The organism is Azospirillum aestuarii (genome assembly GCF_016632405.1).
GTDB lineage: Bacteria > Pseudomonadota > Alphaproteobacteria > Azospirillales > Azospirillaceae > Azospirillum > Azospirillum aestuarii.
The window spans coordinates 31,703-55,398 of record NZ_JAEPIV010000005.1 but is presented as its reverse complement, the minus strand read 5'-3'; the positions used below and the strand labels follow the sequence as shown (position 1 = coordinate 55,398).

At 68.0% G+C, this 23,696-nt stretch carries 21 protein-coding genes; 11 read left to right on the top strand and 10 right to left on the bottom strand.

Going from position 1 to position 23,696, the window contains the following annotated elements:
- Positions 1 to 50: 50 nt before the first annotated feature.
- Positions 51 to 785 (bottom strand): Crp/Fnr family transcriptional regulator, encoded by a 735-nt coding sequence (locus tag JJL56_RS12675; RefSeq protein WP_247889437.1) that lies wholly within the window; start codon positions 783 to 785, stop codon positions 51 to 53.
- 300 nt (positions 786 to 1,085) lie between these two features.
- Between JJL56_RS12675 and JJL56_RS12670 the strand changes: the two genes are divergently transcribed.
- On the top strand, positions 1,086 to 1,370 hold the full coding sequence (locus tag JJL56_RS12670) for a hypothetical protein (RefSeq protein ID WP_145625960.1): 285 nt from the start codon (positions 1,086 to 1,088) through the stop codon (positions 1,368 to 1,370).
- Positions 1,371 to 1,464: 94 nt separating this feature from the next.
- Here the strand turns inward: JJL56_RS12670 and JJL56_RS12665 are convergent, their stop codons facing one another.
- Positions 1,465 to 4,074 (bottom strand): glycosyltransferase family 2 protein, encoded by a 2,610-nt coding sequence (locus JJL56_RS12665; RefSeq protein ID WP_200485311.1) that lies wholly within the window; start codon positions 4,072 to 4,074, stop codon positions 1,465 to 1,467.
- Between the two features lie 439 nt (positions 4,075 to 4,513).
- Here JJL56_RS12665 and JJL56_RS12660 point away from each other — a divergent pair, with 439 nt between their 5' ends.
- The 3 genes from JJL56_RS12660 to JJL56_RS12650 all read left to right on the top strand — a co-directional run bounded on the left by JJL56_RS12660 (position 4,514) and on the right by JJL56_RS12650 (position 5,407).
- The gene (locus JJL56_RS12660; RefSeq protein WP_247890365.1) at positions 4,514 to 4,927 is read left to right on the top strand and encodes an HIT domain-containing protein; all 414 of its coding nucleotides are present in this window, start codon (positions 4,514 to 4,516) and stop codon (positions 4,925 to 4,927) included.
- Positions 4,928 to 5,048: 121 nt separating this feature from the next.
- Positions 5,049 to 5,225 carry a CsbD family protein gene (locus JJL56_RS12655; RefSeq protein WP_014240705.1) on the top strand — a complete coding sequence of 59 codons (177 nt, stop codon included), beginning with the start codon at positions 5,049 to 5,051 and terminating at the stop codon, positions 5,223 to 5,225.
- Positions 5,225 to 5,407, top strand: a complete 183-nt coding sequence (locus JJL56_RS12650) for a hypothetical protein (protein WP_145625957.1) — start codon at positions 5,225 to 5,227, stop codon at positions 5,405 to 5,407. The genes JJL56_RS12655 and JJL56_RS12650 overlap by 1 nt, the downstream gene beginning before the upstream one ends.
- Before the next feature lie 34 nt (positions 5,408 to 5,441).
- Here JJL56_RS12650 and JJL56_RS12645 read toward each other — a convergent pair whose 3' ends face one another.
- Positions 5,442 to 5,918, bottom strand: coding sequence for an OsmC family protein (locus tag JJL56_RS12645; RefSeq protein WP_200485310.1), 477 nt, complete (start codon positions 5,916 to 5,918; stop codon positions 5,442 to 5,444).
- Between the two features lie 124 nt (positions 5,919 to 6,042).
- On the bottom strand, positions 6,043 to 7,869 hold the full coding sequence (gene typA, locus JJL56_RS12640) for a translational GTPase TypA (RefSeq protein ID WP_145625955.1): 1,827 nt from the start codon (positions 7,867 to 7,869) through the stop codon (positions 6,043 to 6,045).
- 271 nt (positions 7,870 to 8,140) lie between these two features.
- Between typA and JJL56_RS12635 the strand changes: the two genes are divergently transcribed.
- The 4 genes from JJL56_RS12635 to JJL56_RS12620 all read left to right on the top strand — a co-directional run bounded on the left by JJL56_RS12635 (position 8,141) and on the right by JJL56_RS12620 (position 16,614).
- Positions 8,141 to 10,081, top strand: a complete 1,941-nt coding sequence (locus JJL56_RS12635; RefSeq protein ID WP_247891059.1) for an autotransporter assembly complex protein TamA — start codon at positions 8,141 to 8,143, stop codon at positions 10,079 to 10,081.
- A 113-nt stretch (positions 10,082 to 10,194) separates the two neighbouring features.
- Positions 10,195 to 14,514 (top strand): translocation/assembly module TamB domain-containing protein, encoded by a 4,320-nt coding sequence (locus JJL56_RS12630; RefSeq protein ID WP_200485309.1) that lies wholly within the window; start codon positions 10,195 to 10,197, stop codon positions 14,512 to 14,514.
- A 439-nt stretch (positions 14,515 to 14,953) separates the two neighbouring features.
- Entirely contained in the window at positions 14,954 to 15,652 is a 699-nt protein-coding gene (locus tag JJL56_RS12625) for a rhomboid family intramembrane serine protease (protein ID WP_145625953.1), read from the top strand.
- Between the two features lie 77 nt (positions 15,653 to 15,729).
- Entirely contained in the window at positions 15,730 to 16,614 is an 885-nt protein-coding gene (locus JJL56_RS12620) for an S-methyl-5'-thioadenosine phosphorylase (RefSeq protein WP_145625952.1), read from the top strand.
- 78 nt (positions 16,615 to 16,692) lie between these two features.
- On the opposite strand, the gene JJL56_RS12615 is transcribed toward JJL56_RS12620, so the two are convergent.
- Entirely contained in the window at positions 16,693 to 17,106 is a 414-nt protein-coding gene (locus JJL56_RS12615) for a hypothetical protein (RefSeq protein WP_145625951.1), read from the bottom strand.
- 110 nt (positions 17,107 to 17,216) lie between these two features.
- Positions 17,217 to 18,137: a pseudouridine-5'-phosphate glycosidase gene (locus tag JJL56_RS12610; RefSeq protein ID WP_200485308.1), complete on the bottom strand. Its 921-nt coding sequence runs from the start codon at positions 18,135 to 18,137 to the stop codon at positions 17,217 to 17,219.
- A 149-nt stretch (positions 18,138 to 18,286) separates the two neighbouring features.
- On the opposite strand from JJL56_RS12610, the gene JJL56_RS12605 reads away from it, so the two are divergent.
- The 3 genes from JJL56_RS12605 to JJL56_RS12595 all read left to right on the top strand — a co-directional run bounded on the left by JJL56_RS12605 (position 18,287) and on the right by JJL56_RS12595 (position 21,754).
- A complete protein-coding gene (locus JJL56_RS12605) occupies positions 18,287 to 19,276 on the top strand; it encodes a ligase-associated DNA damage response exonuclease (RefSeq protein ID WP_145625949.1) in 990 nt (329 codons plus the stop codon).
- A complete protein-coding gene (locus tag JJL56_RS12600; RefSeq protein ID WP_200485307.1) occupies positions 19,273 to 20,850 on the top strand; it encodes a cisplatin damage response ATP-dependent DNA ligase in 1,578 nt (525 codons plus the stop codon). Before JJL56_RS12605 ends, JJL56_RS12600 begins: the two co-directional genes overlap by 4 nt.
- 130 nt (positions 20,851 to 20,980) lie before the next feature.
- Complete coding sequence (locus JJL56_RS12595; RefSeq protein ID WP_200485306.1) at positions 20,981 to 21,754, top strand: hypothetical protein; 774 nt, start codon at positions 20,981 to 20,983, stop codon at positions 21,752 to 21,754.
- Positions 21,755 to 21,835: 81 nt separating this feature from the next.
- On the opposite strand, the gene JJL56_RS12590 is transcribed toward JJL56_RS12595, so the two are convergent.
- From JJL56_RS12590 to JJL56_RS12575, 4 genes are all read right to left on the bottom strand, one after another.
- Entirely contained in the window at positions 21,836 to 22,285 is a 450-nt protein-coding gene (locus tag JJL56_RS12590; protein ID WP_145625946.1) for a GNAT family N-acetyltransferase, read from the bottom strand.
- Between the two features lie 8 nt (positions 22,286 to 22,293).
- Positions 22,294 to 22,758 (bottom strand): DUF488 domain-containing protein, encoded by a 465-nt coding sequence (locus JJL56_RS12585; protein WP_200485305.1) that lies wholly within the window; start codon positions 22,756 to 22,758, stop codon positions 22,294 to 22,296.
- Entirely contained in the window at positions 22,755 to 23,174 is a 420-nt protein-coding gene (locus JJL56_RS12580) for a hypothetical protein (RefSeq protein WP_200485304.1), read from the bottom strand. Before JJL56_RS12580 ends, JJL56_RS12585 begins: the two co-directional genes overlap by 4 nt.
- A 79-nt stretch (positions 23,175 to 23,253) precedes the next feature.
- Complete coding sequence (locus JJL56_RS12575) at positions 23,254 to 23,676, bottom strand: hypothetical protein (RefSeq protein ID WP_200485303.1); 423 nt, start codon at positions 23,674 to 23,676, stop codon at positions 23,254 to 23,256.
- Positions 23,677 to 23,696 lie beyond the last annotated feature (20 nt).

Below are 23,696 nucleotides of genomic sequence, written 5' to 3'. Positions count from 1 at the left end.
CTGTCATAGGTTAATCGGAGGAGGGATATCGAAGGGGACTGAAAATATGATCAGTCGCCCGCGCGCTTGCGGTCGGACTTGGTGTCCAGCGCATGCTCCAGTTGCTTGGGCGCCTGGATCAGGTGCAGGTACAACTCGTCGAACTGGCCGACGGAGGCGAGTTGCTTCACGTCGTGGACGGTGATCTGCTGGCCCGCCAGATCGATCAGCCCGATGTCGCGCAAACGGCGGAGCGTCCGGTTGATGTGAACGATGCTGAGGCCCAGAGCGTCAGCCAGGATTTCCTGGGTGACCGGCAGGGTGAAACGCCCCTCATCGACCAGCCCGACGATGCTCAACCGCCGCAGCAGTTCCACGATCAGATGGGCGGTGCGTTCCAGCGCGGTGCGGCGCCCGACACTGAGCAGGCGTTCAGCGATGATCGCCTCCTCCTTGGCACCCGACCAGGCGAGGGCGGCAGCCAAGCGGGGGAAGAGCGTGAAAAGCTCGATGATGCGTTCCGGCTGGAAGTTGGCGACCTCCGCCGGGGTCAGGGTGGTGACGCCATGGTCCGCCGTCTCGAATAGATTGCAGTAAAAGCCGATGATGTCCCCAGGCAGGACAAAATTGACGACCTGCCGGCGCCCGTCGGGAAGCGCTTTGTGACGGATCGCCCAGCCTTTGCGCATCACGCGCACGCAACCGTAGCGTTCGCCCTGTTGGAGAAGATCGGATCGCGAACCGTGCCGGGTAACATTGCGCTCCAAATCGACGAGGAAGTTCTTTTCCTCGTCTGTCAGTCTCATGTAACTCGTTATCTTGCGCCCCAGTGGAGATGACGGTATGTTGGCCTGGGCGCGGGTCATTTCTGTTCCAGCCTTTGATCGTCCAATTGTTATGGCCCCGAAGCGAGTGCCACTGCCAGCCCAATTCCGGGCGGCCTCGAACGATTAAGCCAAACGATAAAACCATCTATAACATAGGTTAATGGGGCTTAGATTTTCTCGACCGGACAGGTGAGGGATCATATACAGAACTGTTGGTGGCATTGGCCGGATGGGGTTTTGAACGGCCTGCGGTGGTAACAGATCAGTGCGGGGGGCGGCATGGCGGCGGAGCGGGATGCGGCGGGACTGGCTGCCCTCTCGATTTGTGAATCTCTTATGCTCGCATTGGTGGAACGCGGCGTCTTACGGCTCGAGGAAGCGCATGCCGCGCTCGAAGACGCCGCCGCCGCCCACCAGAATCGCGATCCAAAGGGCGAGGACCCGAATCTGCATGGCTTGGCGCTGCAGATCGTCGAACGGCTGATGATCCAGGTCAACGCCACCCATCCCGCGTCGGTGCATGTCGGAGTCGGGGAGATGGCGGATGGCGGTTCACAGGACTGAATAGGTTTGCGGGACGCCGACCGGGCACAAGGCAAAAGCCCCGCCGGAGGATGGCGGGGCTTTCTTCATGTCGCGTTCCGGTGAGCGGGAGCGGTCAGTCCGCCCCGGCTCCGGCGGCTTCCGTGGGTTCCGGGCGCCGCTTGCCCAGCCCGATGTTGGGGAAGGCGTTGATCAGGGCGGTGATGAAGGCCGACAGGTAGGGCAGCGACTGCACGACCAGCAGGCCCGACCACATGAAGGCGTCGCGGTTCTCGTGGCCGAACACCAGCACGATGGCCAGAGCGGCGCCCCACAGGCCCAGCAGCAGCGCTATCTCCTCCCGCGCCATCAGGAAGGCCTGCATCAGCGCCGGCTGGTTCTCGCACTTCGGCGTGCGGACGAAGGGGCGCCCGGAGGTGAACATGCCCAGCCACATGGCACGGCCCACCGTGTGGGTCAGCGCCATGCCGGCGATGGCCGCCCCAACCTTGTCCCAGAAGCCGCACTTCACACGCGCCTCATACAGCCAGAGCGAGGCGCCGACCTTGAACGCGAAGACGCTGAGCGTGGGGATCATGAAGACGCTGGGCGGAAACTCGAAATATTTCGGGAAGGCCAGCAGGCCGATCGACCAGATGATGCCGGCGATGCCGAAGATCATGTGCGCCGCGTCGGCGAACCAGGGCAGCCAGCCGGTGATGAAGTGATACTTCTGCCCGGCGGTCAGGCGCGGGCCGCCCGGCAGAAGGTCGCGCCAGTGGTGCTTGAGGATCTGCACCGCGCCGTAGGCCCAGCGGAAGCGCTGCGTCTTGTAGGCGGAGAAGCTGTCGGGGACGAGGCCCTTGCCGTAGCTCTCCGGCATGTAGACGGCCTCGTACTTGTGCTCGAACAGGCGCAGGCCGAGGTCGGCGTCCTCGGTGATGCACCACTCGCCCCAGCGGCCGACCTCCTCCAGCGCGGACTTGCGGATGATGGTCATGGTGCCATGCTGGATGATCGCGTTGCGCTCGTTGCGCTGGATCATGCCGATGTGGAAGAAGCCGGCGTATTCCCAGTTGATCATCCGCTGGAACAGGTCGTGGCTCCAGTCCCGGTAATCCTGTGGGGACTGCACGAAGCCGACTTCCGGCCGGCTGAAATGGGGAATGGTCGCCTTCAGCCAGTCGGGGTGGACCTGATAGTCGCTGTCGATGACCGCGATGTGCTGGGCGTCCGGCGCCGTCTGGGCGAGGCCGAAATTCAGCGCGCCGGCCTTGAAGCCGGGCCAGTTGTCCAGGTGGAAGAAGCGGAATTTCGGCCCCAGCTTGCGGCAATACTCCTCGACCGGACGCCACACCGCCGGGTCCTTGGTGTTGTTGTCGAGCAGCAGGACCTCGTAGTTCGGGTAGTCGAGCCGGGCCAGCGCGTCCAGAGTCTCCATGACCATGTGCGGCGGCTCGTTGTAGCAGGGCACATGGATGGACACCTTCGGCGCATCGGGCAGGGGTGTCGCCGAGCATGGCTGGAACTTGCGCCTGAAGCGGTCCTGCCAGACCACCTCCGTCAGCTCAAGCCCGTCGATCAGCATGACGGCGAGCAGGACGAGCTGGCAGAAGACCAGGATGCCCCAGGCGATTTCCGTGGTGGTGGCGAGGCCGGCGACGCTGGCCGCGGTGAAGGTGAAGACCAGCACCGACGACACGCCCTGAATCATCGCGCCGTAGAAGATCTGCCCGCCGAACTTCAGGTCGCCGCCGCGGCGCCACAGGAAGAAGACGAGCGGCAGGAAGCCGACGGCGATGGAGATGCCGCAGAGCAGCGGCCAGTTCCGCAGCTCCGTCACCTCGCCGATCATCGGAAACTTCGGCTTGCGCCAGGCGTCCCACAGGCCCCAGCTGGTGCCGGCGGTGCCTTCGATCTCCCGCTTCCAGGGCTGGTCGAAAGCTTCCATGATGAAGTAGTCGAGCTTGTTCTGCGCCGCGACGTTCAGGAAGGTGCGGATGAACTTGGCCTGGTTGACCTGGCTCGCCTCGGCGCCGCGGCGCCACGGGCCGTCCGCCGGCCAGCCGATTTCCGAGATCAGGATGTGCTTGTTCGGGAACTTGGTCTTCAGCTCGTTGTAGCGGAACATGGCGTAATCGACCGACTGGTCGGCGGGCACGCCTTCCCAGTAGGGCAGCAGGTGGACGGCCAGGAAGTCCACCGCGTCGGCCAGTTCCGGATGCTCCAGCCAGACGTGCCACGGCTCCGCGGTGGAGACCGGGACGTTGACCTTCTTCTTCACGCGCTTGATGTACTCGATGGCCTGCGGGACGGTGACGTCGGCGCGCAGAATCGCCTCGTTGCCGACCAGGACGCGGCGGACGTTGTTGTTGTCGCGCGCCAGCTTGATCAGGCCGTTGATCTCCGGCTCGTCGATCTCCGGCTTGCCGGCGATCCAGGCGCCCGCGGTGATCGGAATCCCGTACTTCCGGGCGATGGGCGCCGTCTGCTCCGACCCGTCGGTGGTGGAGTAGATGCGCACGCCCTTGACCGACCCCTCCAGGGCCTTCATGTCCTTCTCGATGTCCTCCGCCGAGGCCTTGTCGCCCTTGGATGGGCTCTTGTCCGGGTGGAAGGGCGTGTAGCCGACGCCGCTGATGGCGCCGCCCCAGGAGCGTTCGGCGACCGGGCGGTTCCACAGCGCCCAGACTCCGATGTTGCCCAGGATCACGAGAAGGAGAGCCGCGATCGCCGACTTGCGCATGACCGTCTTTCTTTATCCCAAACGTCTGCCGACCGTCCTGGCTTTGTCCGCCCCGGCCGGGCATCTTTCAATTCAGCGAAGGGGTTCAACCGGATCGGCACGCAGGGGGACCCGCCGCCCCGACACCGCCTTCGGACCGAACACCCGTACCCACACCCTGGTTGTAGGAACGTCTAAATTCCGCCGCGCGATCCGCATAAGCCGGAGGACCGAACACCACCGACCGGAACATCATCGGACCGAATAAAGATCGTGCGGCAGTTTATACATTTTTCCTAGTCCCGCAACCAGTGTCCCGCAACCAGTCCCGCTCCCGCGCGCAGAGGCTCAGCCCTGCACCGGCGGCAATCCTCACTGGACGAACGCAGCGGATGCGCGTTTTCATCCCCTGAGCGCCGCAAGAAAATCCTTGCCAGACGAAGGGAAGACACGGGACCCCATGACGATGTTCCATCTGCACGACCGTTTGCAGGCCGATACCGCCCCAGTCGCCGAGTTGCCGCTGTGCCGCGTCCTGCTGATGGACAACCGGGTGTGGCCGTGGCTGATCCTGGTTCCGGCCCGGCATGGCCTGACCGAGATCCATCAGCTGTCCCGTGAGGACCAGCACCGTCTGGTGGATGAGATCGCCCTGGCCTCGCGCACGCTGGAAACACTGTTCGGCCCTGACAAGATCAATGTCGGGGCCTTGGGCAACCTGGTTCCTCAGCTTCACATCCACGTCATCGCCCGCTCCAGGACGGACCCGGCGTGGCCGGGGCCGGTGTGGGGATCAGGCTTCGCGGAGCGCTACAGCCCGGACGAGCGGGGGCGTCTGATCCGAAAGATCGGGGAGGAGTTGGACCAAAAGTGAGGTCCGCCGACCCCGAACGCGACGAACCTCTCTCCCTTTGCGGCCAAGCGAAGGCGTGACGTTTCCCGTGCGGCCTTGTTTAGGGTCGCTGAAACATTCACCGATCAAAGGAGAAGGCACCATGAACACCGATCGCATCACCGGTGCCGGCAAGGAACTGAAGGGCGAAGTCAAGAAGCAGGCGGGCGACCTGACCGGCAATCGGGACCTGAAGGACGAGGGCCGCGCCGACAAGGCCGAGGGCAAGCTGGACAAGGTCGTCGGCAAGGTGAAGGACATTCTCAAAGGCGACAAGTGATGGGCGCGGATGAGCGTGGGCATCGCAAGGACGATGCCCCGTCCGACGCCGCCCAGCGGATCGAGGACAAGCTCATCGAGGAAACCGGGAAAGCCTCCGGCGACCCCGACAAGCCCGTTCAGGAAAAATTCGATGAGCTGGGCGAGAAGCCCGACATCAAGAAGAAGAGCCTGAGGGACTAGGAATCGCCCCCTTCCGTTTGGAAGGGGGCTTTCCTTATGGCCCGACCGTGATTTTCGCCTCGACCCGCACCGGGAAATTCACCGAATTGGCGATAAAGCATTTCTCGTGAGCTTCGTGGTGCAGGGCCACGGCCTTTGCAGAATCGCTGCCGGGGGCGACGGTGACCCGGGGGCGCAGGACGACGTCGGTGAAGCGGCCCCCGCCGCTGGAGTCCTCGGCCATGGTGCCGGCGGCCTCGTCCGCGTAGGCGGTCACGGTGACGCCGTTCACGGCGCACAGATGCAGATACCACAGCATGTGGCAGGCCGAGAGCGACGCCACGAGCATGTCTTCGGGGTTGTAGCGGGCGGGATCGCCGCGGAAGGCCGGGTCGGACGAGCCGGGGATCGGCGGCTTGCCGGGAGCCGCGATGTCGTGGTCGCGGCTGTAGGTCTTGTAGCCCGCGGTGCCGCTGCCCTGGTTGCCCGTCCAGCTGACCGTCGTGCCGTAATGGTGTTCGCGCCCTGACATGGTCCCTCCGCATGCTGTTCCGGGAGGGTAACCGCGAACGTCGAACCTGGAAAGAACAGGACCGAAAAGAAAACGGGAGAGCCGAAGCCCTCCCGCATTCCCGAAATCGCTGTGTTCCGAAGCCTCAGCTGGCTTCCGCCGCGCGGGCGTGGCGCTTGCGCTCGTTCGGGTCGAGGTAGCGCTTGCGCAGGCGGATGGACTTCGGCGTCACCTCCACCAGTTCGTCGTCACCGATGTACGACAGGGCGCGCTCCAGCGTCATCTGGATCGGCGGGGTCAGGCGAACCGCCTCGTCCTTGCTGGTGGTGCGGATGTTGGTGAGCTGCTTGCCCTTGATGACGTTGACCTCGAGGTCGTTGCCGCGGGTGTGCTCGCCGATGATCATGCCCTGATAGACCGGAACGCCCGGATCGATCAGCATCGGGCCGCGATCCTCCAGGTTCCACAGCGCGTAGGCCACCGCGGTGCCGTCGGCGTTGGAGATCAGCACGCCGGTGCGCCGGCCGGCGATCGTGCCCTTGTAGGGGGCGTAGCCGTGGAACAGCCGGTTCATGATGCCGGTGCCGCGGGTGTCGGTCAGGAACTCGCCCTGGTAGCCGATCAGGCCGCGCGACGGGGCGTGGAAGACGATGCGGGTCTTGTTGCCGCCCGACGGACGCATCTCGATGAGGTCCGCCTTGCGCTCCGCCATCTTCTGCACGACGGTGCCGGAGAACTCCTCGTCCACGTCGACGACGACTTCCTCGATCGGCTCCAGGCGCTGGCCGTTCAGCGGGTCGGTCTTGAACAGCACGCGCGGACGGCTGATGGCCAGCTCGTAGCCCTCGCGGCGCATCGTCTCGATCAGGATGCCGAGCTGCAGTTCGCCGCGGCCCGCCACCTCGAAGGCGTCGCCGCCCTCGGTGTCGCTGACTCGCAGGGCGACGTTGCCTTCGGCCTCGCGCATCAGGCGGTCGCGGATCATGCGGCTGGTGACCTTGTCGCCCTCGCGGCCGGCCAGCGGGCTGTCGTTGACCGAGAAGGTCATCGCCAGGGTGGGCGGGTCGATCGGCTGAGCGGCCAGCGGCTCGGCCACTTCCGGCGCGCAGATGGTGTCGGCCACGGTGGTGGTGGTCAGGCCGGCCAGGGCGACGATGTCGCCGGCGTGCGCCTCGTCCACCGGAACGCGCTCAAGGCCGCGGAAGGCCAGCACCTTGCTGATGCGGGCGTTCTCGATCAGCTTGCCGTCGCGGCTCAGCGACTTGATGGCCATGTTGACCTTGACGCTGCCGGTCTGGATGCGGCCGGTCAGGATGCGGCCCAGATAGGGGTTCGCCTCCAGCGTGGTCGCCAGCATGGCGAAGGGCAGATCCTCCTCCACCTTCGGCGCCGGGACGTGGTCGCGGATCAGCTCGAACAGCGGGGTCAGCGTCTCGCGGGCGCCGTTCTCCAGGTCCGTGGTCGCCCAGCCGTTGCGGCCCGAGGCGAACAGGGTCGGGAAGTCGAGCTGCTCGTTCGAGGCGTCGAGCGAGGCGAAGAGGTCGAACACCTCGTCATGCACCTCGTGCGGACGGCCGTCGGGACGGTCCACCTTGTTGATGACGACGATCGGGCGCAGGCCGAGCTTCAGCGCCTTGCCCAGCACGAACTTGGTCTGCGGCAGCGGGCCTTCGGCGGCGTCGCAGAGCAGGACCACGCCGTCCACCATGGAGAGGATGCGCTCGACCTCGCCGCCGAAGTCGGCGTGGCCGGGGGTGTCCACGATGTTGATGCGCAGGTCGTTCCACAGGACCGACGTGCACTTGGCCAGGATGGTGATGCCGCGCTCGCGCTCCAGGTCGTTGGAGTCCATGGCGCGTTCGGCGACCTGCTGGTTCTCGCGGAACGAACCGGCCTGCTTGAGGAGCTGATCGACCAGGGTCGTCTTGCCGTGGTCGACGTGCGCGATGATGGCGACGTTACGAAGATTCATGTGTCGGGGACTCTTAAATCCGCTCTGGGGCTTCCGTTGCGCAATGCCGCCCCGACACCGCGGCACGTTGGCCGCGCACAACAAAAAAACCCTCCGAGATCGATCGGGGGGCTCTGCCGGGGAAACTGTTGCGACGCAATATAATGATCCGGCTTCATAACGCAAGCGGCGTGGTGGTGGAAACTCGCCCAATGTGCCTATGCGGAATTTCCTTGCGCCGCGGCGACCGAATCATTGGCGTCTGCGTCGCGGATTCCCACATGGTCCGGTGATGACCCGCCGCGTTTCCGCTTCCCGCCTCGCCATCATTCTCCTGTCCAGCGCGCTCGTTGCCGCGCCGGGCGACCCGCTGCGCGCGCAGGACCCTGCGCCCGACACCGCAAGGGACGCCGCTCCGCCGCCCGCGGCGCAGGAGGATTCCGGGCAGGATGACCCCACCCCCGACGCACCCGGCCCGCAGATCCCCTACGAGGTGGAGTTCACCGGGCTGGAGGACGACGATCTGCGCGACCTGCTGCGCGACAGCTCCTCGCTGGTCAGCCTGAAGGACGACCCGCCGCCGTCGGTGCTGGGGCTGGAACGGCGGGCCGACAGCGACCGGGGACGCCTGCAGACGGCGCTGCGCTCCGCCGGCTTCTACGATGCCGTGCTGGACATCCGGGTGGACGCGAACCAGACGCCGGCCAAGGTGACTGTCGCGGTGACGCCCGGTGCACCCTACCGATTCAAGACCGTCACCATCGCTTCCACCGACGGCGCGCCGCTGCCGGGCGGGGACGTGACCCCCGGCGACATCGGCCTGCCGGTGGGGGAGCGGGCGCGCGCGCCGCAGGTGGTGGACGCCCAGGCCGCGCTGCTGCGCCGGATGATCGAGCGCGGGCATCCCTTCGCCACCGTCGCCGAGCGGCGGGTGGTGGTGGACCACGACGACCACAGCATGGACGTCACCTACACGGTCGATCCCGGCCCGCTGGTGATGTTCGGCGACACCAAGATCGACGGGCTGGCCAGCGTGGACGAGGGGCTGATCCGCGGGCGTCTGCCCTGGAAGCAGGGCGACATCTACAGCCCGGCCAAGGTCGACCGGGCGCGCCAGCAGATCGCCCAGCTCGACGTGTTCGACACGGTGCGGGTGCGATTGGCCGAGGAGCCGGGGCCGGGCGGCGTCACGCCGGTGGACGTGACCCTGTCCGAGAAGCTGCACCGCTTCATCGGGGCCAGCGCCTTCTACTCTTCGGAGGACGGGGTGGGCGGCTCGGCCTATTGGGGCCACCGCAACCTGTTCGGCGGAGCGGAGCGGCTGCGGCTCGGCGTGGAGGTCGGACGGATCGGCGGCGACAACGGCGCCGCGCAGGGACCGCGCGGCAGTCTGGACCTGCCGGACATCCGGCTGTCCGCCAACTTCCGCAAGCCCGATTTCCTGGCGCCGCGCCAGTCGCTGATCCTGGATTTCCAGGTCGCGTCGGAGCAGCCGCCGGCCTACGACCGCGTCGCCACCATCGGCTCGGCCTCGCTGGAGCGGCAGGTGACCGACCAGCTCAAGGTCTCCTACGGCGTGTCGGGGGAGCGCGGGCGGGTGCGATCCAACCTGCGGGAGTACCAGACCGGCTTCATCGGTGTGCCGCTGGGCGTCGCCTGGGACGGCTCGGACAATCTGCTGAATCCGTCCAGGGGCTACCGCGCCTCGCTGCTCGCCACCCCCTGGTTCCCCTACGCCGGGGACACCGATTCGATCTTCACCAGCTTCCAGATCAACGCCTCGGCCTACCGTGATCTGTCCGACGACGGGCGCTACGTCGCGGCGGCGCGCATCGGTGTCGGCAGCACGGTGGGAGCCTCTCTGGACGAGGTTCCGCCGGACCACCGATTCTATGCGGGCGGCGGCGGGTCGGTGCGCGGCTACGGCTTCCAAAAGGCCGGGCCGCGCGACATCTACGGTGACCCGACCGGCGGGCGCTCGCTGTTCGAGGCTGGGCTGGAACTGCGCGTCAAGGTGACGGAGACCGTCGGCATTGTGCCCTTCGTCGACGCCGGCACCGTCTTCGACAGCGCCTTCCCGGACTTCAAGGAGCCGTTGAAGGTCGGCGCGGGCATCGGCGCCCGCTACTACACCGATTTCGGGCCGCTGCGGGCCGACGTCGCCTTCCCGCTGAACGCCGACTCCGGCGATGCGAAGTGGCAGCTCTATCTCAGTCTGGGTCAGGCCTTCTGATTCGTTCTTTCAACCGGTGATGCCGGACCGGGTCGCATTTTTGCCACTTGGATCGGGATCGCCCATGCTCTTTCCCGTTATACCATTCGGGGAATGCCGCAACGGGGTGCGTGGTGTCGGGTCTGCGTCGTCTGATCGTCCTTCTTCTGGCCATCGCCGTCCTGACCGGGGCGGTCCTGACGGAGGCCGCCCGCGCGGCCGACACCGAAGGGAGCGGCTGGGGTCCGGCCAACGCCGTCCGTCGCTGGATCGCCCAAACCATCGAGAAGGCGGTGAACGGACCCGACCTCCAGGTGAGGATCGGCACCATCGGCGGCGCGGTCCCCGTCAACTTCACGATCTCCGATGTCACCGTCGCCGACCGCGAGGGCGTGTGGCTGCGGCTGGAAGAGCTGCGCGTCAACCTCGCCCCGACCGCGCTGCTGACCGGGCGGGCCAAGGCCGACGCGATCGAGGCGCAGCGAGTCATCGTGGAGCGCGCGCCGCTGCCCGCCGAGGGGCCGGAGCCGCCGCCCGACCAGGGGCCGACCTCGCTGCTGCCCAGCCTGCCGGTGGGCGTCGCCGTGGACAAGCTGGCCATCGCCGAGCTGCGCTTGGCGGAGCCGCTGCTCGGGCAGGAGGCGCGGCTGAAGATCGACGGATCGCTCGACCTCGCGTCGGGCGGGTCGTCGCTGGAAGCGCATCTGAACGTGGACCGTCTGGGTGAACAGCCGGGAACGGTGGCGCTCGACGTCGTCTTCAACCCCGACGACAAGCGGCTCGACCTGAATCTGAAGGCGTCGGAGCCGGCGGGCGGGCTGATCGCCACCGCGCTGAACATCCCCGGCGCGCCGCCGGTCAGCGCGTCGCTGGACGGGCAGGGCTCGCTGGACGACTGGAAGGGCACCTTCACCGCGGCGGCGGAGAACGCCGCCCGGCTGGCCGCCGACGCCACGATCAAGGCGGTGCCGGAAGGGCACGCCGTCACCATCGCGGCGACCGGCGACGTGGCGTCCCTGCTCGGCCCCGACATCGCGCCGCTGGCCGGGCCGCAGCCGGCGCTGAAGGGCACCGTGGTGGTCGCTCCGGACGGCGCCCTGACCCTGCAGCCGGTGGCGGTCGAGACCGCCGCCGCAACGGCCAGCCTGTCCGGACGCGTCGGCGCCGACCGCCGCAGCCTCGATCTGCGTTACGAGGTCCAGGCCGGGCCGGATTCCACCCTGCACGGCTTCGCCCCCGGCATCGCCTGGCGGGAGGGCACCGTGTCGGGCACCGCACAGGGCACGCTGGACGCGCTGACCGTAGCGGTGGAAGGGCTGATCCGCGACCTCGCCGCCGACGATCCCGCCCTGGCCTCGGTCGCCGGGCCGGAGGTGCGGCTGGACGGGCGGGCGCAGATCAACGCCGACACCGGAGCGGTGGGGATCGAGGGGGTGACCCTGACCACCGCGGCAGCCAGCGCCGGGGCGCAGGGCAGCGTGACCGGCTGGGGCCAGACCGCCGACGTGACGGTGTCTCTGGATGCCGACGACCTGTCGCGCCTTTCCACCCTCGCCGGGCAGCCGCTGGCCGGTTCGCTGGCTCTGGCCGGGCCGGTGCGGCGGCAGGAGGACGGCACGCTGACGGCGGACCTCAGCGGCGCGCTGCGCGGTCTGGAAACCGGGACGCCCGCCGACGGCGTGCTCGGCCGTGACGTCAGCCTGGGCGCACAGGCGGTGATGGAGCCGGGCGGCGCCATGCGCCTCACCGACCTGACGGTGGATGGCCGCAATGGGCGGCTGACCGGTGCGGCGGCCCTGGTGGACGGGGCGGTGGACGCCAGGACCCGGCTGGAGATTGCCGACCTCAGCCCGGTGGGCACCGCCGCCGGAACGGAGATGGCCGGCGGCCTGACGCTCGACGCGACGGCGAAAGGCCCGCTGGACAAGCTGGTGGCCGAGGCGGCGCTGCACGCCCGGAACCTCGTCGTGCAGGGGCGCCGCTTCGGCGACACGCGGCTGAACGCCACCGCACAGAATCTGCCGGGCGCCCCGCAGGGGCGTGTGTCGGCCCAAACGGAGCTGGCCGGCGCCGGGCTGACGGCGGATGCCGCCTACGCGCTGGAAGGGCAGGCGCTGCGGATCAGCGACCTCGCGCTGGCGAACGGGCCGAACCGGATCACCGGGGCGGTGCGCGTGGCGCTCGACGCCATGACCGCGACCGGCAAGCTCGACGGCACCCTGCCGCAGCTTCAGGCCCTGTCGGAGCTGGCCGGCGTGCCGCTGACCGGGGCGGCAGGCTTCACCGTCGCGCTCGACGCGCCGAACGGCAAGCAGGCAGCCAACCTGACCGCGAACGCCACCAACCTCCGTGTGGAGGGCGAGGGCGGGCCGTTGTTCGCCGCGCGCCGCCTGACCGCCAACGCGGACGTCGCCGACGCGCTGGGCAACGCCAGCGGCAAGGCGCGGCTGGAGCTTCAGGACGGGGCCGCCGCCGGCAACGACCTGTCGCGCGTGACGGCCAGCGTGGACGGCTCGCTCGCCAAGGCGGCCTTCCGGGCGGAGGCCGCAGGGGCCGGGCGCGACCCGCTGGGGCTCGAACTGGCCGGGGAATTCACCCAGAACGGTGCGCTGAACCGCATCCGGCTGGACCGGCTCCAGGGCCGCTACAGCGGCGAATCCTTCCGGCTGACCCAGCCCGCCGCCATCGCCTTGGGCGAGCGGCGCTACGAGGTGTCCGGCCTGCGGCTGGTCAGCGGTAACGCCCAGCTCGCCGCCGACCTCGGCCTGAACGGGGAGCGGCTGTCGGGCGAGCTGCGGCTGGACCGCGTGCCGATGGCGCTGGCCCGGCTGGCGAACCCGACCCTCCGGCTGGACGGCATGTTGAACGCGCAGGCGACGCTCGGCGGCACCGTCCGCCGCCCGCAGGCCGACGCCACGCTGCGTGTCGCCAACCTGAAGGCGCAGCAGACCACCCAGGCCGGCGTGCCCGGCTTGAACGCCACCGTCAACGCCCGCTGGCGGGACGCCCGCCTGTCGGTGGACGGCGATGTCGCCACCGGCAACAACGCGGGAAGGGTGACCCTGACCGCCGCCGCACCGCTGGTCATGGACCCGGACACGCTGGCCTTCTCGGTGCCCGAGCGCGGGCGGCTGGAGGCGGCGCTGCGCGGCGCCATCGACGCCTCGCTCGCCAACGACCTGCTGGCGGCGACCGGCGACCGGGCGCGCGGCACGCTGCGGCTGGACGTCAGCGTCGACGGCACCGTGGCGGCCCCCCGGCTGGGCGGCACGGTGACGCTGGCCAACGGACGCTACGAGAACCGGGCGAGCGGCGCCATCATCAGCGACATCGACGCCCGCATCGTCGGCGACGGCGACGTCTTCACCATCCAGACCTTCCGCGGGCGGACCACCAACGGTGGCTCGATCAGCGCCCGCGGCGTGATCCGTCCCGCCGCCGCGGACCCGCAGCAGCAGCTCGACCTCGCCATCCAGGCCGACCGGGCGCGGCTGGTGCAGAACGATCTGGCGGCGGTCACCATCGGCACCAACCTGACCCTGACCGGCAGCTTTTTGAATCCGCGGCTGGCCGGTCCCGTGCGGATCGAGCGGGCGGAGATCCAGATCCCCAACCAGACCCCGCCCAACGTGGTCGACCTGAAGGTCGTCGAGGTCGGCAGGGGCCGCAAGGCGCAGCCGGTCAGCCTGAAGAACGGCCAAGCGGGCAACGGGCAGGCGGCGGCTCCGGAGCCGGCCTTCGCGATGATCCTCGACCTGACGGTCAGCGCGCAGAACCAGATCTTCGTCCGGGGACGCGGGTTGGAGGCCGAGTTCGCCGGGCAACTCGCCGTCACCGGCACCTCCAGCCAGCCGCTGGTCAGCGGGCGGCTGAACATGCTGAAGGGCGAATTGGACATCCTCGCCAAGACCTTCGTCTTCAAACGTGGCATCATCGAGTTCGACGGCGGCCCAACCATCGATCCACGTCTGGATTTCCTGGCGGAGGCCACCGCCAACGACGTGACCGCGCAGATCCTGGTCACCGGCACCGCCGGACAGCCGAAGCTGGAGCTGACCTCCCCACAGGGGTTGCCGCAGGACGAGGTGCTGTCCGCCGTGCTGTTTGGGAAATCGGTCGGCAGCCTGAGCGCCGTGGAGGCGGTCCAGCTTGCCCAGTCGGCGGCGACGCTGGCCGGATTCGGCGGTGGCGGCCCCGGCCTGATCGGCAACCTGCGCCGCGGCCTCGGCATCGACCGGCTGGAATTCACCGGCGGCGCCGACGGCAAGGGGGGCGCGGTGGAGGCCGGGCGCTACGTCAGCGACCGCGTCTATGTCGGGGTGGAGCAGGGCATCGGCGCGAACCAGAGCCGTGCCACGGTCGAGGTCGACATCACCAAGAACATCAAGGCCCAGGCGGACGTCGGCGCCGATTCCGACACCCGCGTCGGCGTCAAGTGGGAGTGGAATTACTGACCGCGCCCACACGGCCCCGCTTTGACGGTCGGCGGTGGCATGCTATGTTTGCCGTCAGGAGGTGACGCGCCTTCGTTTGCCTGAGTGGCGAGGCTGGTTTCCCAGCCCCGCCTTTCGGGTCATCAGCTTTCCGGGTTTTTTGTTGAAGCCGCATTCCAACTCGATCTTCAACCGGAACCAGAAGCGTCTGAAACACTTCAGGAAACGTCTCAAGCGCGTCACCTCCTTTCGGATTGCCGGACGGCAGGCATGCCGCCGACGCGTTACATCCATAGGAATGCACGCCTTGCGTCAACGGGAAAGTTGATTGTCCTTTCAGTGATGCAACCGCAGCTCTCCTGGTGCCGGTTTGACGCTGGTCATCGGCACAAGAGCCCCCATATCGAGCAAGGATGAAGGCCGGGTCGCCAAGGCTCCGGTCATCGGCGAAGGGGGAGCGGTGCGCGCTGCCAGAAGGATTCCCTACGTCAATCAGGGCATCGTCATGGCCTGCACGCTGGCCTTCGTGCTGGGCGTGCCGCCGGAAACCCTCGCCTTCGTCCCCGCCTACTTCTTCGGAACGGTGGAGACGGCCGGGCCGCTGCCGACCTGGGCGGTGTGGCGCGGGCTGTTCGGCCATGTCCTGATCCACAGCGACATCGTGCATCTGGTCAGCAACATGCTGGCGCTCTGGGCCTTCGGTGGTGCTGTCGAGCTGGCGATGGGCAGCCTGCGCTACCTGCTGTTCTTCCTGCTGTGCGCCGTGGCTGGGGCCGTGGTGGAGGGGGCCTTGGCCGTCGATCTCATGGCGCCCCTGGTCGGGGCGAGCGGGGCGATCTGCGGGGTGATGGGGGCCTTTCTGCTGCTGCACCCGCAGGCGACGCTCGGCGTGACGCCGGGGCCGCGCGTTCCCGCCTCCTTCGTGGTGGGCAGTTTCCTGGCGATCAATGTGGCGATGACGCTGATGCCGCCGGCTCCGGACTCCGCTATGGGCGACGTGGCCTGGGCGGCCCATCTCGGCGGGTTCGGCGCGGGGATGGCGCTGGTCGCCCTGTTCCGCCGTCCCGGCGTGGCGCTGTGGAGCGTCGCACGCCTCGGCACCGCGGCGAAGGCCGCCGTTTATCTGACCCTGGTCGTGGTTCTGCTGCGCACCTTGTGACCCTTGCCGCCGTGACCGTTGCCTTTGCGAGGCCGGGGCGGAATACTGCGCCCTCCCATTGACGGAGGCATGTGACTATGGCGGAAACCGGGTCCGCGCCGGTGCTCGGCGTCATCGGCGGCAGCGGCGTCTACGACATCGACGGGCTGGAGAACCAGCGTTGGGTGAAGGTGGAAACGCCCTTCGGCGACCCGTCGGACGAGCTGCTGACGGGCGAGCTGAACGGCCAGAAGCTGGTCTTCCTGCCGCGCCATGGCCGCGGCCACCGCATCCCGCCGTCCGAGCTGAACTTCCGCGCCAACATCCACGCGCTGAAGGCGCTGGGCGTGACCGAGATCCTGTCGGTTTCCGCCGTCGGCTCGCTGAAGGAACACTTGCCGCCGGGCACCTTCGTGGTGATCGACCAGTTCATCGACCGCACCTTCGCCCGCAACAAGAGCTTCTTCGGCACCGGTCTGGTGGCGCATGTGGCGCTGGGTCATCCGGTCTGCGGGCGGCTGGGCGACCTGATCGAGGAGGCGCTGGTGGAATTGAAGGTCCCGCACCAGCGCCGCGGCACTTACATGGTCATGGAAGGCCCGCAATTCTCGACCAAGGCCGAATCCGAGCTGTACCGGAGCTGGGGCTGCGACGTTATCGGCATGACCAACATGCCGGAGGCCAAGCTCGCCCGCGAGGCGGAGATGTGCTACGCGACCGTCGCCATGGTCACCGACTTCGACTGCTGGCATCCGGAGCATGACCACGTCACCGTGGACGCCGTCATCCGGGTGGTCGTCGCCAACGCCGACAAGGCCCGGTCGCTCGTCAAGACGCTCGCGCCGAAGCTCCAGGTGCGCGACGGGCTGTGCACCCAGGGTTGCCACACCGCGCTCGACCACGCGATCATGACCGCGCCGGACAAGCGCGACCCGGAGATGCTGAAGAATCTCGACATCATCCTCGCCCGCGCGCTGGGCTGAGGGCGCCAATGCAAAAAGCCGCGGGTCCCGGCGTGCGTCCGGGTCCCGCGGCTTTTTCTTTGGATCGGGCGGAAAGCCTCAGTGGCGGGTGCGCGCCGGGGTGACGTAGACGCCGTCCCAATCGACGCCGAACAGCGCGTCGTCGCCGGCCTCTTCCACCAGCTCGTCATAGTCGCTGATGTCGATCAGGCCGAAGATCGAGGCGGTGCCCGAGGCGTCCAGGTCGCAGGTGATGACGCGGCCCGCGAACTCGACGGAGGTGAAGAACACCTCCGGCAGTTCCATGCTGTCGAGGTCGGCGGACACCGCGCATTCGATCTCGTGGACGAGGCGGGAGGAGAGGGAGCTTCGCAGTTTCGCCGCCTGGGAGGCCCAGACGATCTTCTTGACCCGCGCAGCCGGACGGTTGTCGGGCTCGCCGATGCCCTCGTCGGGCTGGGCGGCCATGGCGATCATCCGGGAAACCAGGTTCGACGGGCTGGGCGCACGCATAGAGACCTCCGCTGAAGAACGAGCGCAGATTCACCCGGCTTCGGTTAACGGGGACTTAAATCCCGACGACACGGATGGCTTACCTCTTATGCGTAATGGCGTATGACCAATCATGCCGCCAGCGCCGCGTAAGCCGCCGCCAGCCGCGCCGCGGTGACGGCGTTGTGGCGGATCAGCGCCATGTTCGCGGTCAGGCTGCGCCCGCCGGTGATCCGCTCCAGCGCCGACAGCAGAAAAGGCGTGACGGATTTTCCCGTGATTCCATGATGTTCGGCATCCCTTAGCGCCCGCGCGATGGCCTGTTCCATGGCGGCACCGTCGAGCGCGTCGGCCTCCGGAATGGGGTTGGCAAGGACCACGCCACCCTCCAGCCCAAGCTCCCATTTGGTCCGCAGGATGGCCGCGACCTCGTGCACGTTGTCACAGCGATGAGATACGGGCAGACCAGAGTTGCGGCTGTAGAAGGCCGGAAACGCATCGGTGCCCAGCCCCAGGACGGGAACGCCGCGGGTTTCCAGCACCTCCAGCGTCTTCGGCAGGTCGAGAATCGATTTTGCACCCGCGCACACGACGCAGACGCTGGTGCGGGCCAGCTCGTCGAGATCCGCCGACACGTCGAAACTGGTTTCGGCGCCGCGGTGCACCCCGCCCAAGCCGCCGGTGGCGAAGACGGCGATCCCGGCCAGCCTTGCTGCGATCATCGTGGCGGCCACGGTGGTGGCACCCAGCGCTCCGGTCGCCAGAGCGACGGGCAGGTCGCGGCGGCTCAGCTTCATGACGCTGGTGCCGCCCCTGGCGAGCCGTTCGAGCGCGTCGCCGTCCAACCCGACGCGGATTCGCCCGTCCAGGACGGCGATGGTCGCGGGAACCGCCCCTTCGGCCCGCACCGCGTCCTCCAGCGCCGTCGCTGTTTCCAGATTCTTCGGGAAGGGCATGCCGTGGGAGATGACGGTGGACTCCAGCGCCACCACGGGGCGGCCCTCGGCCAGGGCGGCGGCGACCTCGGGCGTCGGGGACAGGCGGTCGTGCATGGTCGGAGGCTCCCTCGTTCTTCCGCATCCTGCGCTGTGGTTCGCGCCGGCGCAACCGGGGGAATCGGAATTTTGTCCTTTCGCGAGGACGGCCTATATTGCAGGGCATGCCTGCACAAAGCCCCTCCCGTCCCCCCGCCGAACGCTGGATGAAGGTCTGCCCCGAGGGACTCTATGTCGAGCCCGGCGGCTTCTACGTGGACCCGTTGCGCCCGGTGGAGCGCGCGGTCGTCACCCACGGCCATTCCGACCACGCCCGGCCCGGTCACGCCCATGTGCTCGCCACCGCCGGAACGCTCGCCATCATGCGGCAACGGCTGGGCGAGGGGGCGGGGGCGGCGACGCAGACGCTCGACTACGGCGAGGCGATCCGCATCGGCGACGTGACGGTGCGTCTGGTCCCCGCCGGCCATGTGCTGGGCAGCGCGCAGGTGGTGCTGGAGCACGCGGGAACGCGGGTGGTGGTGTCCGGCGACTACAAGCGGCGCTTCGACCGCACCTGCGCCCCGTTCGAGCCGGTGCCCTGCGACGTCTTCATCACCGAGGCGACCTTCGGCCTGCCGGTCTTCCGCCACCCGCCCGACCTGGGGGAGATCGACAAGCTGCTGCACTCGTTGTCGATCTTTCCGGAGCGCAGCCATGTCGTCGGGGCCTATGCACTGGGCAAATGCCAGCGGGTGATCTCCCTGCTGCGCGCCGCCGGTTATGATCGGCCGATTTATCTGCACGGCGCGCTGGAGCCGATCTGCAAACTCTACGAGGGCTTCGGCGTGCCTCTGGGCGAGCTTCGCCCGGCCACCGTCGCGGCCAAGGAGGAGTTGAAGGGCGCCCTGGTGCTGGCCCCGCCCGGCGCGGTGGCCGACCGCTGGGCGCGGCGGCTGACCGATCCGGTGGTGGCGATGGCCTCCGGCTGGATGCGGGTGCGGCAGCGGGCGCGCCAGCGCGGCGTCGAACTGCCGCTGGTCATCTCCGACCACGCCGATTGGGACGAGTTGACCCAGACGCTCGACGAGGTCGCGGCACCCGAGGTCTGGGTGACCCATGGCCGGGAGGAGGCGCTGGTCCACCACGCGACCCAGCGCGGCATCCGCGCCCGCGCCCTGGCCATGGTCGGCTTCGAGGAGGAGGAAGGGGCGTGAGGAACTTCTCCTCGCTGATCGACGGGCTGGTCTTCATGCCGGCGCGCAATGGCAAGATCCGCCTGCTGGCCGACTTCTTCGCCACCACGCCCGACCCCGACCGCGGCTGGGCGCTGGCGGCCCTGACGGAATCGCTGGTCTTCCACGAGGCCAAGCCGGCGGCCATCCGGCAACTGGTCGCCACCCGCGTCGACCCGGACCTGTTCGCCCTGTCCTACGACTATGTGGGCGATCTCGCCGAGACGGTTGCCCTGATCTGGCCGGAGCGCCCCGAGCGGGCAAACAGCCTGCCGCCTTCCATGACCGAGGTGGTGGAGACGCTGCGCGCGGCCAAGCGTGGGCAGGTGATGGGGCTGGTGGAGGGCTGGCTCGACACGCTGGACTCCTCGGGCCGCTTCGCGCTGCTGAAGCTCATCACCGGCAGCCTGCGGGTGGGCGTGTCGGCGCGGCTGGCCAAGACGGCGCTGGCGGAGTGGGGAAAGGTCGATCTCGGTGACCTTGAGGAATGCTGGCACGGACTGTCCCCGCCCTATGCGGACCTCTTTGCCTGGCTGGAAGGGAAGTCCGACCGTCCGGCGGCGGGGAAGGGTGCCGGCTTCCGCCCACTGATGCTTTCCCATCCCTTGGAAGAGGAGGACATGGCAGCCCTCGATCCGGCCGCCTACAGCGTGGAATGGAAATGGGACGGCATCCGCGTGCAGTTGGCGGCGCGTGGCGGCGAGCGGCGCATCTACAGCCGCACCGGCGACGATGTGTCCGGCGCCTTTCCGGACATCGCGGACCACATGACCTTCGACGCCGTTCTCGACGGCGAGTTGCTGGTCGCCCGCGACGAGGGGCAGATCGCGCCCTTCAACGACCTCCAGCAGCGGCTGAACCGCAAGACGGTCACCGCGGCGATGCTCAAGGAGTTTCCCGCCTGGGTGCGGCTCTACGACATCCTGTTCGACGGCGAGGAAGATCTGCGCGGCCTGCCCCTCACCGAGCGCCGCGCCCGGCTGGAGCGATGGCACGACGCGGTGCGGCCCCGGCGGATGGACCTGTCGCCCCTGGTGCCGTTCGAGGGCTGGGAGGCGCTGAAAGGGCTGCGGGAGGGCAGCCGGGAGAACAGCATCGAAGGGCTGATGCTGAAGCGCAAGGACAGCGTCTACGTCGCCGGGCGTCCCAAGGGTCCCTGGTTCAAGTGGAAACGCGGGGCGCTGACGCTCGACACCGTGCTGATGTACGCCCAGCGCGGACACGGCAAGCGGTCCAGCTATTACTCGGATTTCACCTTCGGCATCTGGCGCGGCGAGGAGCTGGTGCCGGTCGGCAAGGCCTATTTCGGCTTCACCGACGCGGAACTGGTGGAACTCGATCGTTGGGTGCGCAACCGCACCACCCGCCGCTACGGCCCGGTGCGGGAGGTCGAGCCGGGGTTGGTGCTGGAGGTCGCCTTCGACAGCGTGCACCCGTCGAACCGGCACAAGAGCGGGCTGGCGATGCGCTTCCCGCGCGTCCACCGCATCCGCTGGGACAAGCCGGCGGCGGAGGCCGACCGGCTGGAGACGCTTCAGGCGATGGTCGTGGGGTGACCCGCTCCGACGGAGCGCTTCTTCCATTTTGAACCGGGTCGGCGTTGACGCCGGCGGGATGGTGCTTAGTCTTCTGCAACCGTTCGCTGCGGTCGAGCGGGGTGGAAGATATCAAGCCGGAGACCCGACCATGCCGTTCGCCGCCGCTCCCGAGTTCAAGAAACACAAGGCGAAGTGCGAGGCCGAGGCGAAGAAGATCCCCAATTCGGGCGATGCCTTGGCCGTGGTGAAGAAGTCCGGCGACGTGGAGAAGGCCGCTGCGGCCTGGGACAAGGCCTACAAGGCCGTGGACGCCAAGGCGCTGCGCGAGGCGCTGGCCGACCTGCTCCAGGCGACCAAGATCTTCCGGGCGAAGCTCAGCGCGGTCATCGTGAAGGCGCAGAAGGCGAAGAACGAGGGCGCCGTCGAAGTGGCGGCCGACATGCTGGGCGGCACCATGAACGTCGAGCAGATGGCCCAGCTGGAAAGCCTGTCCGCCCTGAAGAAGCTGGAGAAGGCGGGCAGCGCCAAGGAGATGCCCGCCACCACCTTCTTCGCCGACTGGACCGCCGCCAAGAAGATGTTCGAGGCGCTGACCGGCAAGAAGAAGCCCGCCGAAGGCTTCCTGCTCGCCTTCCGGGCGTCGAGCGGGCTGGAAAAGGCGACGAAGGCGCTGGACGCCGCCACGCGGGCCAACGACGTGGACGCTCTGCAAAAGGCGATCAAGGGGTTCGAGAAGACCGGCGGCGAGTATTTCTCGACCGTGAAGAAGAAGGCCAAAGTCTCTGTCGCCGCCGACGACACCGACATCCCGGACGAGTCGGCGGAGGCCTTCAACTACGATCAGGCGCTGGCGATCCTGCTCAAGAACCTGAACGTCATCCGCAAGGAAGCCGGCGACATCCTGGCCGACGCCAAGAAGTGATGATTTTAATCACAGAGACACGGAGGCACAGAGTCAACATCTCTCTGTGTCTCTGAGACTCTGTGGTGACCGTTTTCCAATCTATCGGCTCAGCCGCATGTCGATGTGGTCGATGCCGACATCGTCGTAAATGTCGCTGACGCGCCGGAAGCCGAAGCCGCCGTAGAAGCTCTCCAAGTAAAGCTGCGCGCTGATCTGCACGTCGGACTCCGGCCAGTCCTTGGCCAGCCGTTCCAGGCATTCGGCGACCAGCCGACGTCCCAGCGCCTTGCCGCGCCATGCCGGAGCGACCGCCAACCGCCCGAAGGAGGTGGCGCCGGTTTCCGGATCGGGGCCGAAGACGCGGGCATAGCCGACCGGTGTCGGCGCGCCGTCGTCGTAAAGAGCCAGATGCTGCGCGGCCGGGTCGCGCCCGTCCAAATCGGGAAAAGGCGATGCCTGCTCCACCACCAGAACGCTCTGGCGGAGGTGGAGCATGTCATGAAAGGTGCCGGCGGACAGATCGGCGAAGCGGTACCAACGGGAGTGCATGTCAGCCCTTAAAAGGAAGGTTCGGCCGGAGCCAGATGCTCCACCGTGAAGCCGAAACGGCTGTGAAGACGCTCGCCGACGCGAAGCCGGTGGCAGAGATGCGGCGACGCCTCGAAGCAGAGCAGGCAGGCCGGGCGTTCCCGCGCCAGGGCGGCGGCGCGACTCAGGTCGTGCTCGGCTTCCGGAGTCTGCATCTTCGCTTCAACGATCGACCAGAACCGGTCCATGTCGCCCTGGTGGGCGGCGACGCGGCCCTCCTTCGGCGTGCCCAGCCCCTTCAGATGGACGTAGCCGATCCCGGCCTCCTCCAACCCCGCGGACAGCGGCCTCTTGGAGAATCCGGCGCGGCGGGACAAGGGCAACTCGCGCACGTCCAGCAGCACTCCGACGCCCCGCGCCTTCAGCGCGCGCAGAACGGAGTCGAAAGAGGCGCCTTCGTAACCAATGGTGTAGAGCGGCGGGGGCGCGCTCATGACGGGGAGGGCAGGGCGTTGCGGATCATGTACTCCCCGATGTCCTTCGGCTTCACCTTGACGTCGGTGAGCGGCTCGTCAGCGGACATGGCCTTGGCGACCAGAAGGCTGTTCTGCACGTTGGTCAAGGTGATGCGAAAGACGCCCGAGGCACCCTTGAGCTTCGGGTAATAAGTCGGATCGATGACCTTTTCCTTGCGCAACAGGCGCTCGACCACCGCCGCTTCCTCAAGGTCCGGCACCTCCTGGCTGTGGATCAGGCGCCAGTCGCGCTCGCCCGCCCAGCCGGCATCGATGACGGCCTTGGTCTCGTCCATGTCGGCGGCCACACCCAGTTTGAAGATGTGCTTCCCCTGTCCGACGTCGGACGCCCATTTCGTCAGCGCGGCGCTGCGCGCCACATAAACCACGGCCATTCTCGCGTTTCCTTACCGGTCAGGCGGCCATGCTGCCGCGAAGTGGCCGATGAGGCAACCGCCGGAAGAGGGGGGCGTGTCAGGGGAAGGAGGATTGCCGGGACAGCGGGGTGATGAGGATGCGGCTGACGACGTCCTTGCCGAACAGCTTGACGCTCTCCTCGTCGATCTTGCGCCGCAGGGCGGGCATGTTGGCGATGTTGCCGCGCACGATCCATCCCTCTTCGATTCCCAGATAGACCGCGCGCAGCGTGGCGTCGTGCAGACGCGGGATGGCGACCTGGACTTCACCGAGCCGGGTGGCGTTGGCCACCTCCAGCATCACCTCGATCTGGGTGTAGCGCTCCACCTGCCCGCGGGTGACGATGGGGACCATCACCGGCTTGATGCGGACGGAGGGCGGCAGGGCCGCTGGCCCTTCCGCCGCTTGGGCCACCGTGCCCGAACCGGCAAGGGTGGCGGCGATCAGAAGGGTACCGAGGACGAATGCGACCCTGCGCATGGACGGGCACCGGAAAAATC

What these genes read in the sequence shown, in the direction of transcription:
- JJL56_RS12675 (WP_247889437.1), bottom strand. Translation starts at nt 785, where the DNA reads ATGAGACTGACAGACGAGGAAAAGAACTTCCTCGTCGATTTGGAGCGC.
- JJL56_RS12670 (WP_145625960.1), top strand. Translation starts at nt 1,086, where the DNA reads ATGGCGGCGGAGCGGGATGCGGCGGGACTGGCTGCCCTCTCGATTTGT.
- JJL56_RS12665 (WP_200485311.1), bottom strand. Translation starts at nt 4,074, where the DNA reads ATGCGCAAGTCGGCGATCGCGGCTCTCCTTCTCGTGATCCTGGGCAAC.
- JJL56_RS12660 (WP_247890365.1), top strand. Translation starts at nt 4,514, where the DNA reads ATGACGATGTTCCATCTGCACGACCGTTTGCAGGCCGATACCGCCCCA.
- JJL56_RS12655 (WP_014240705.1), top strand. Translation starts at nt 5,049, where the DNA reads ATGAACACCGATCGCATCACCGGTGCCGGCAAGGAACTGAAGGGCGAA.
- JJL56_RS12650 (WP_145625957.1), top strand. Translation starts at nt 5,225, where the DNA reads ATGGGCGCGGATGAGCGTGGGCATCGCAAGGACGATGCCCCGTCCGAC.
- JJL56_RS12645 (WP_200485310.1), bottom strand. Translation starts at nt 5,918, where the DNA reads ATGTCAGGGCGCGAACACCATTACGGCACGACGGTCAGCTGGACGGGC.
- typA (WP_145625955.1), bottom strand. Translation starts at nt 7,869, where the DNA reads ATGAATCTTCGTAACGTCGCCATCATCGCGCACGTCGACCACGGCAAG.
- JJL56_RS12635 (WP_247891059.1), top strand. Translation starts at nt 8,141, where the DNA reads ATGACCCGCCGCGTTTCCGCTTCCCGCCTCGCCATCATTCTCCTGTCC.
- JJL56_RS12620 (WP_145625952.1), top strand. Translation starts at nt 15,730, where the DNA reads ATGGCGGAAACCGGGTCCGCGCCGGTGCTCGGCGTCATCGGCGGCAGC.
- JJL56_RS12615 (WP_145625951.1), bottom strand. Translation starts at nt 17,106, where the DNA reads ATGCGTGCGCCCAGCCCGTCGAACCTGGTTTCCCGGATGATCGCCATG.
- JJL56_RS12610 (WP_200485308.1), bottom strand. Translation starts at nt 18,137, where the DNA reads ATGCACGACCGCCTGTCCCCGACGCCCGAGGTCGCCGCCGCCCTGGCC.
- JJL56_RS12605 (WP_145625949.1), top strand. Translation starts at nt 18,287, where the DNA reads ATGAAGGTCTGCCCCGAGGGACTCTATGTCGAGCCCGGCGGCTTCTAC.
- JJL56_RS12595 (WP_200485306.1), top strand. Translation starts at nt 20,981, where the DNA reads ATGCCGTTCGCCGCCGCTCCCGAGTTCAAGAAACACAAGGCGAAGTGC.
- JJL56_RS12590 (WP_145625946.1), bottom strand. Translation starts at nt 22,285, where the DNA reads ATGCACTCCCGTTGGTACCGCTTCGCCGATCTGTCCGCCGGCACCTTT.
- JJL56_RS12585 (WP_200485305.1), bottom strand. Translation starts at nt 22,758, where the DNA reads ATGAGCGCGCCCCCGCCGCTCTACACCATTGGTTACGAAGGCGCCTCT.
- JJL56_RS12580 (WP_200485304.1), bottom strand. Translation starts at nt 23,174, where the DNA reads ATGGCCGTGGTTTATGTGGCGCGCAGCGCCGCGCTGACGAAATGGGCG.
- JJL56_RS12575 (WP_200485303.1), bottom strand. Translation starts at nt 23,676, where the DNA reads ATGCGCAGGGTCGCATTCGTCCTCGGTACCCTTCTGATCGCCGCCACC.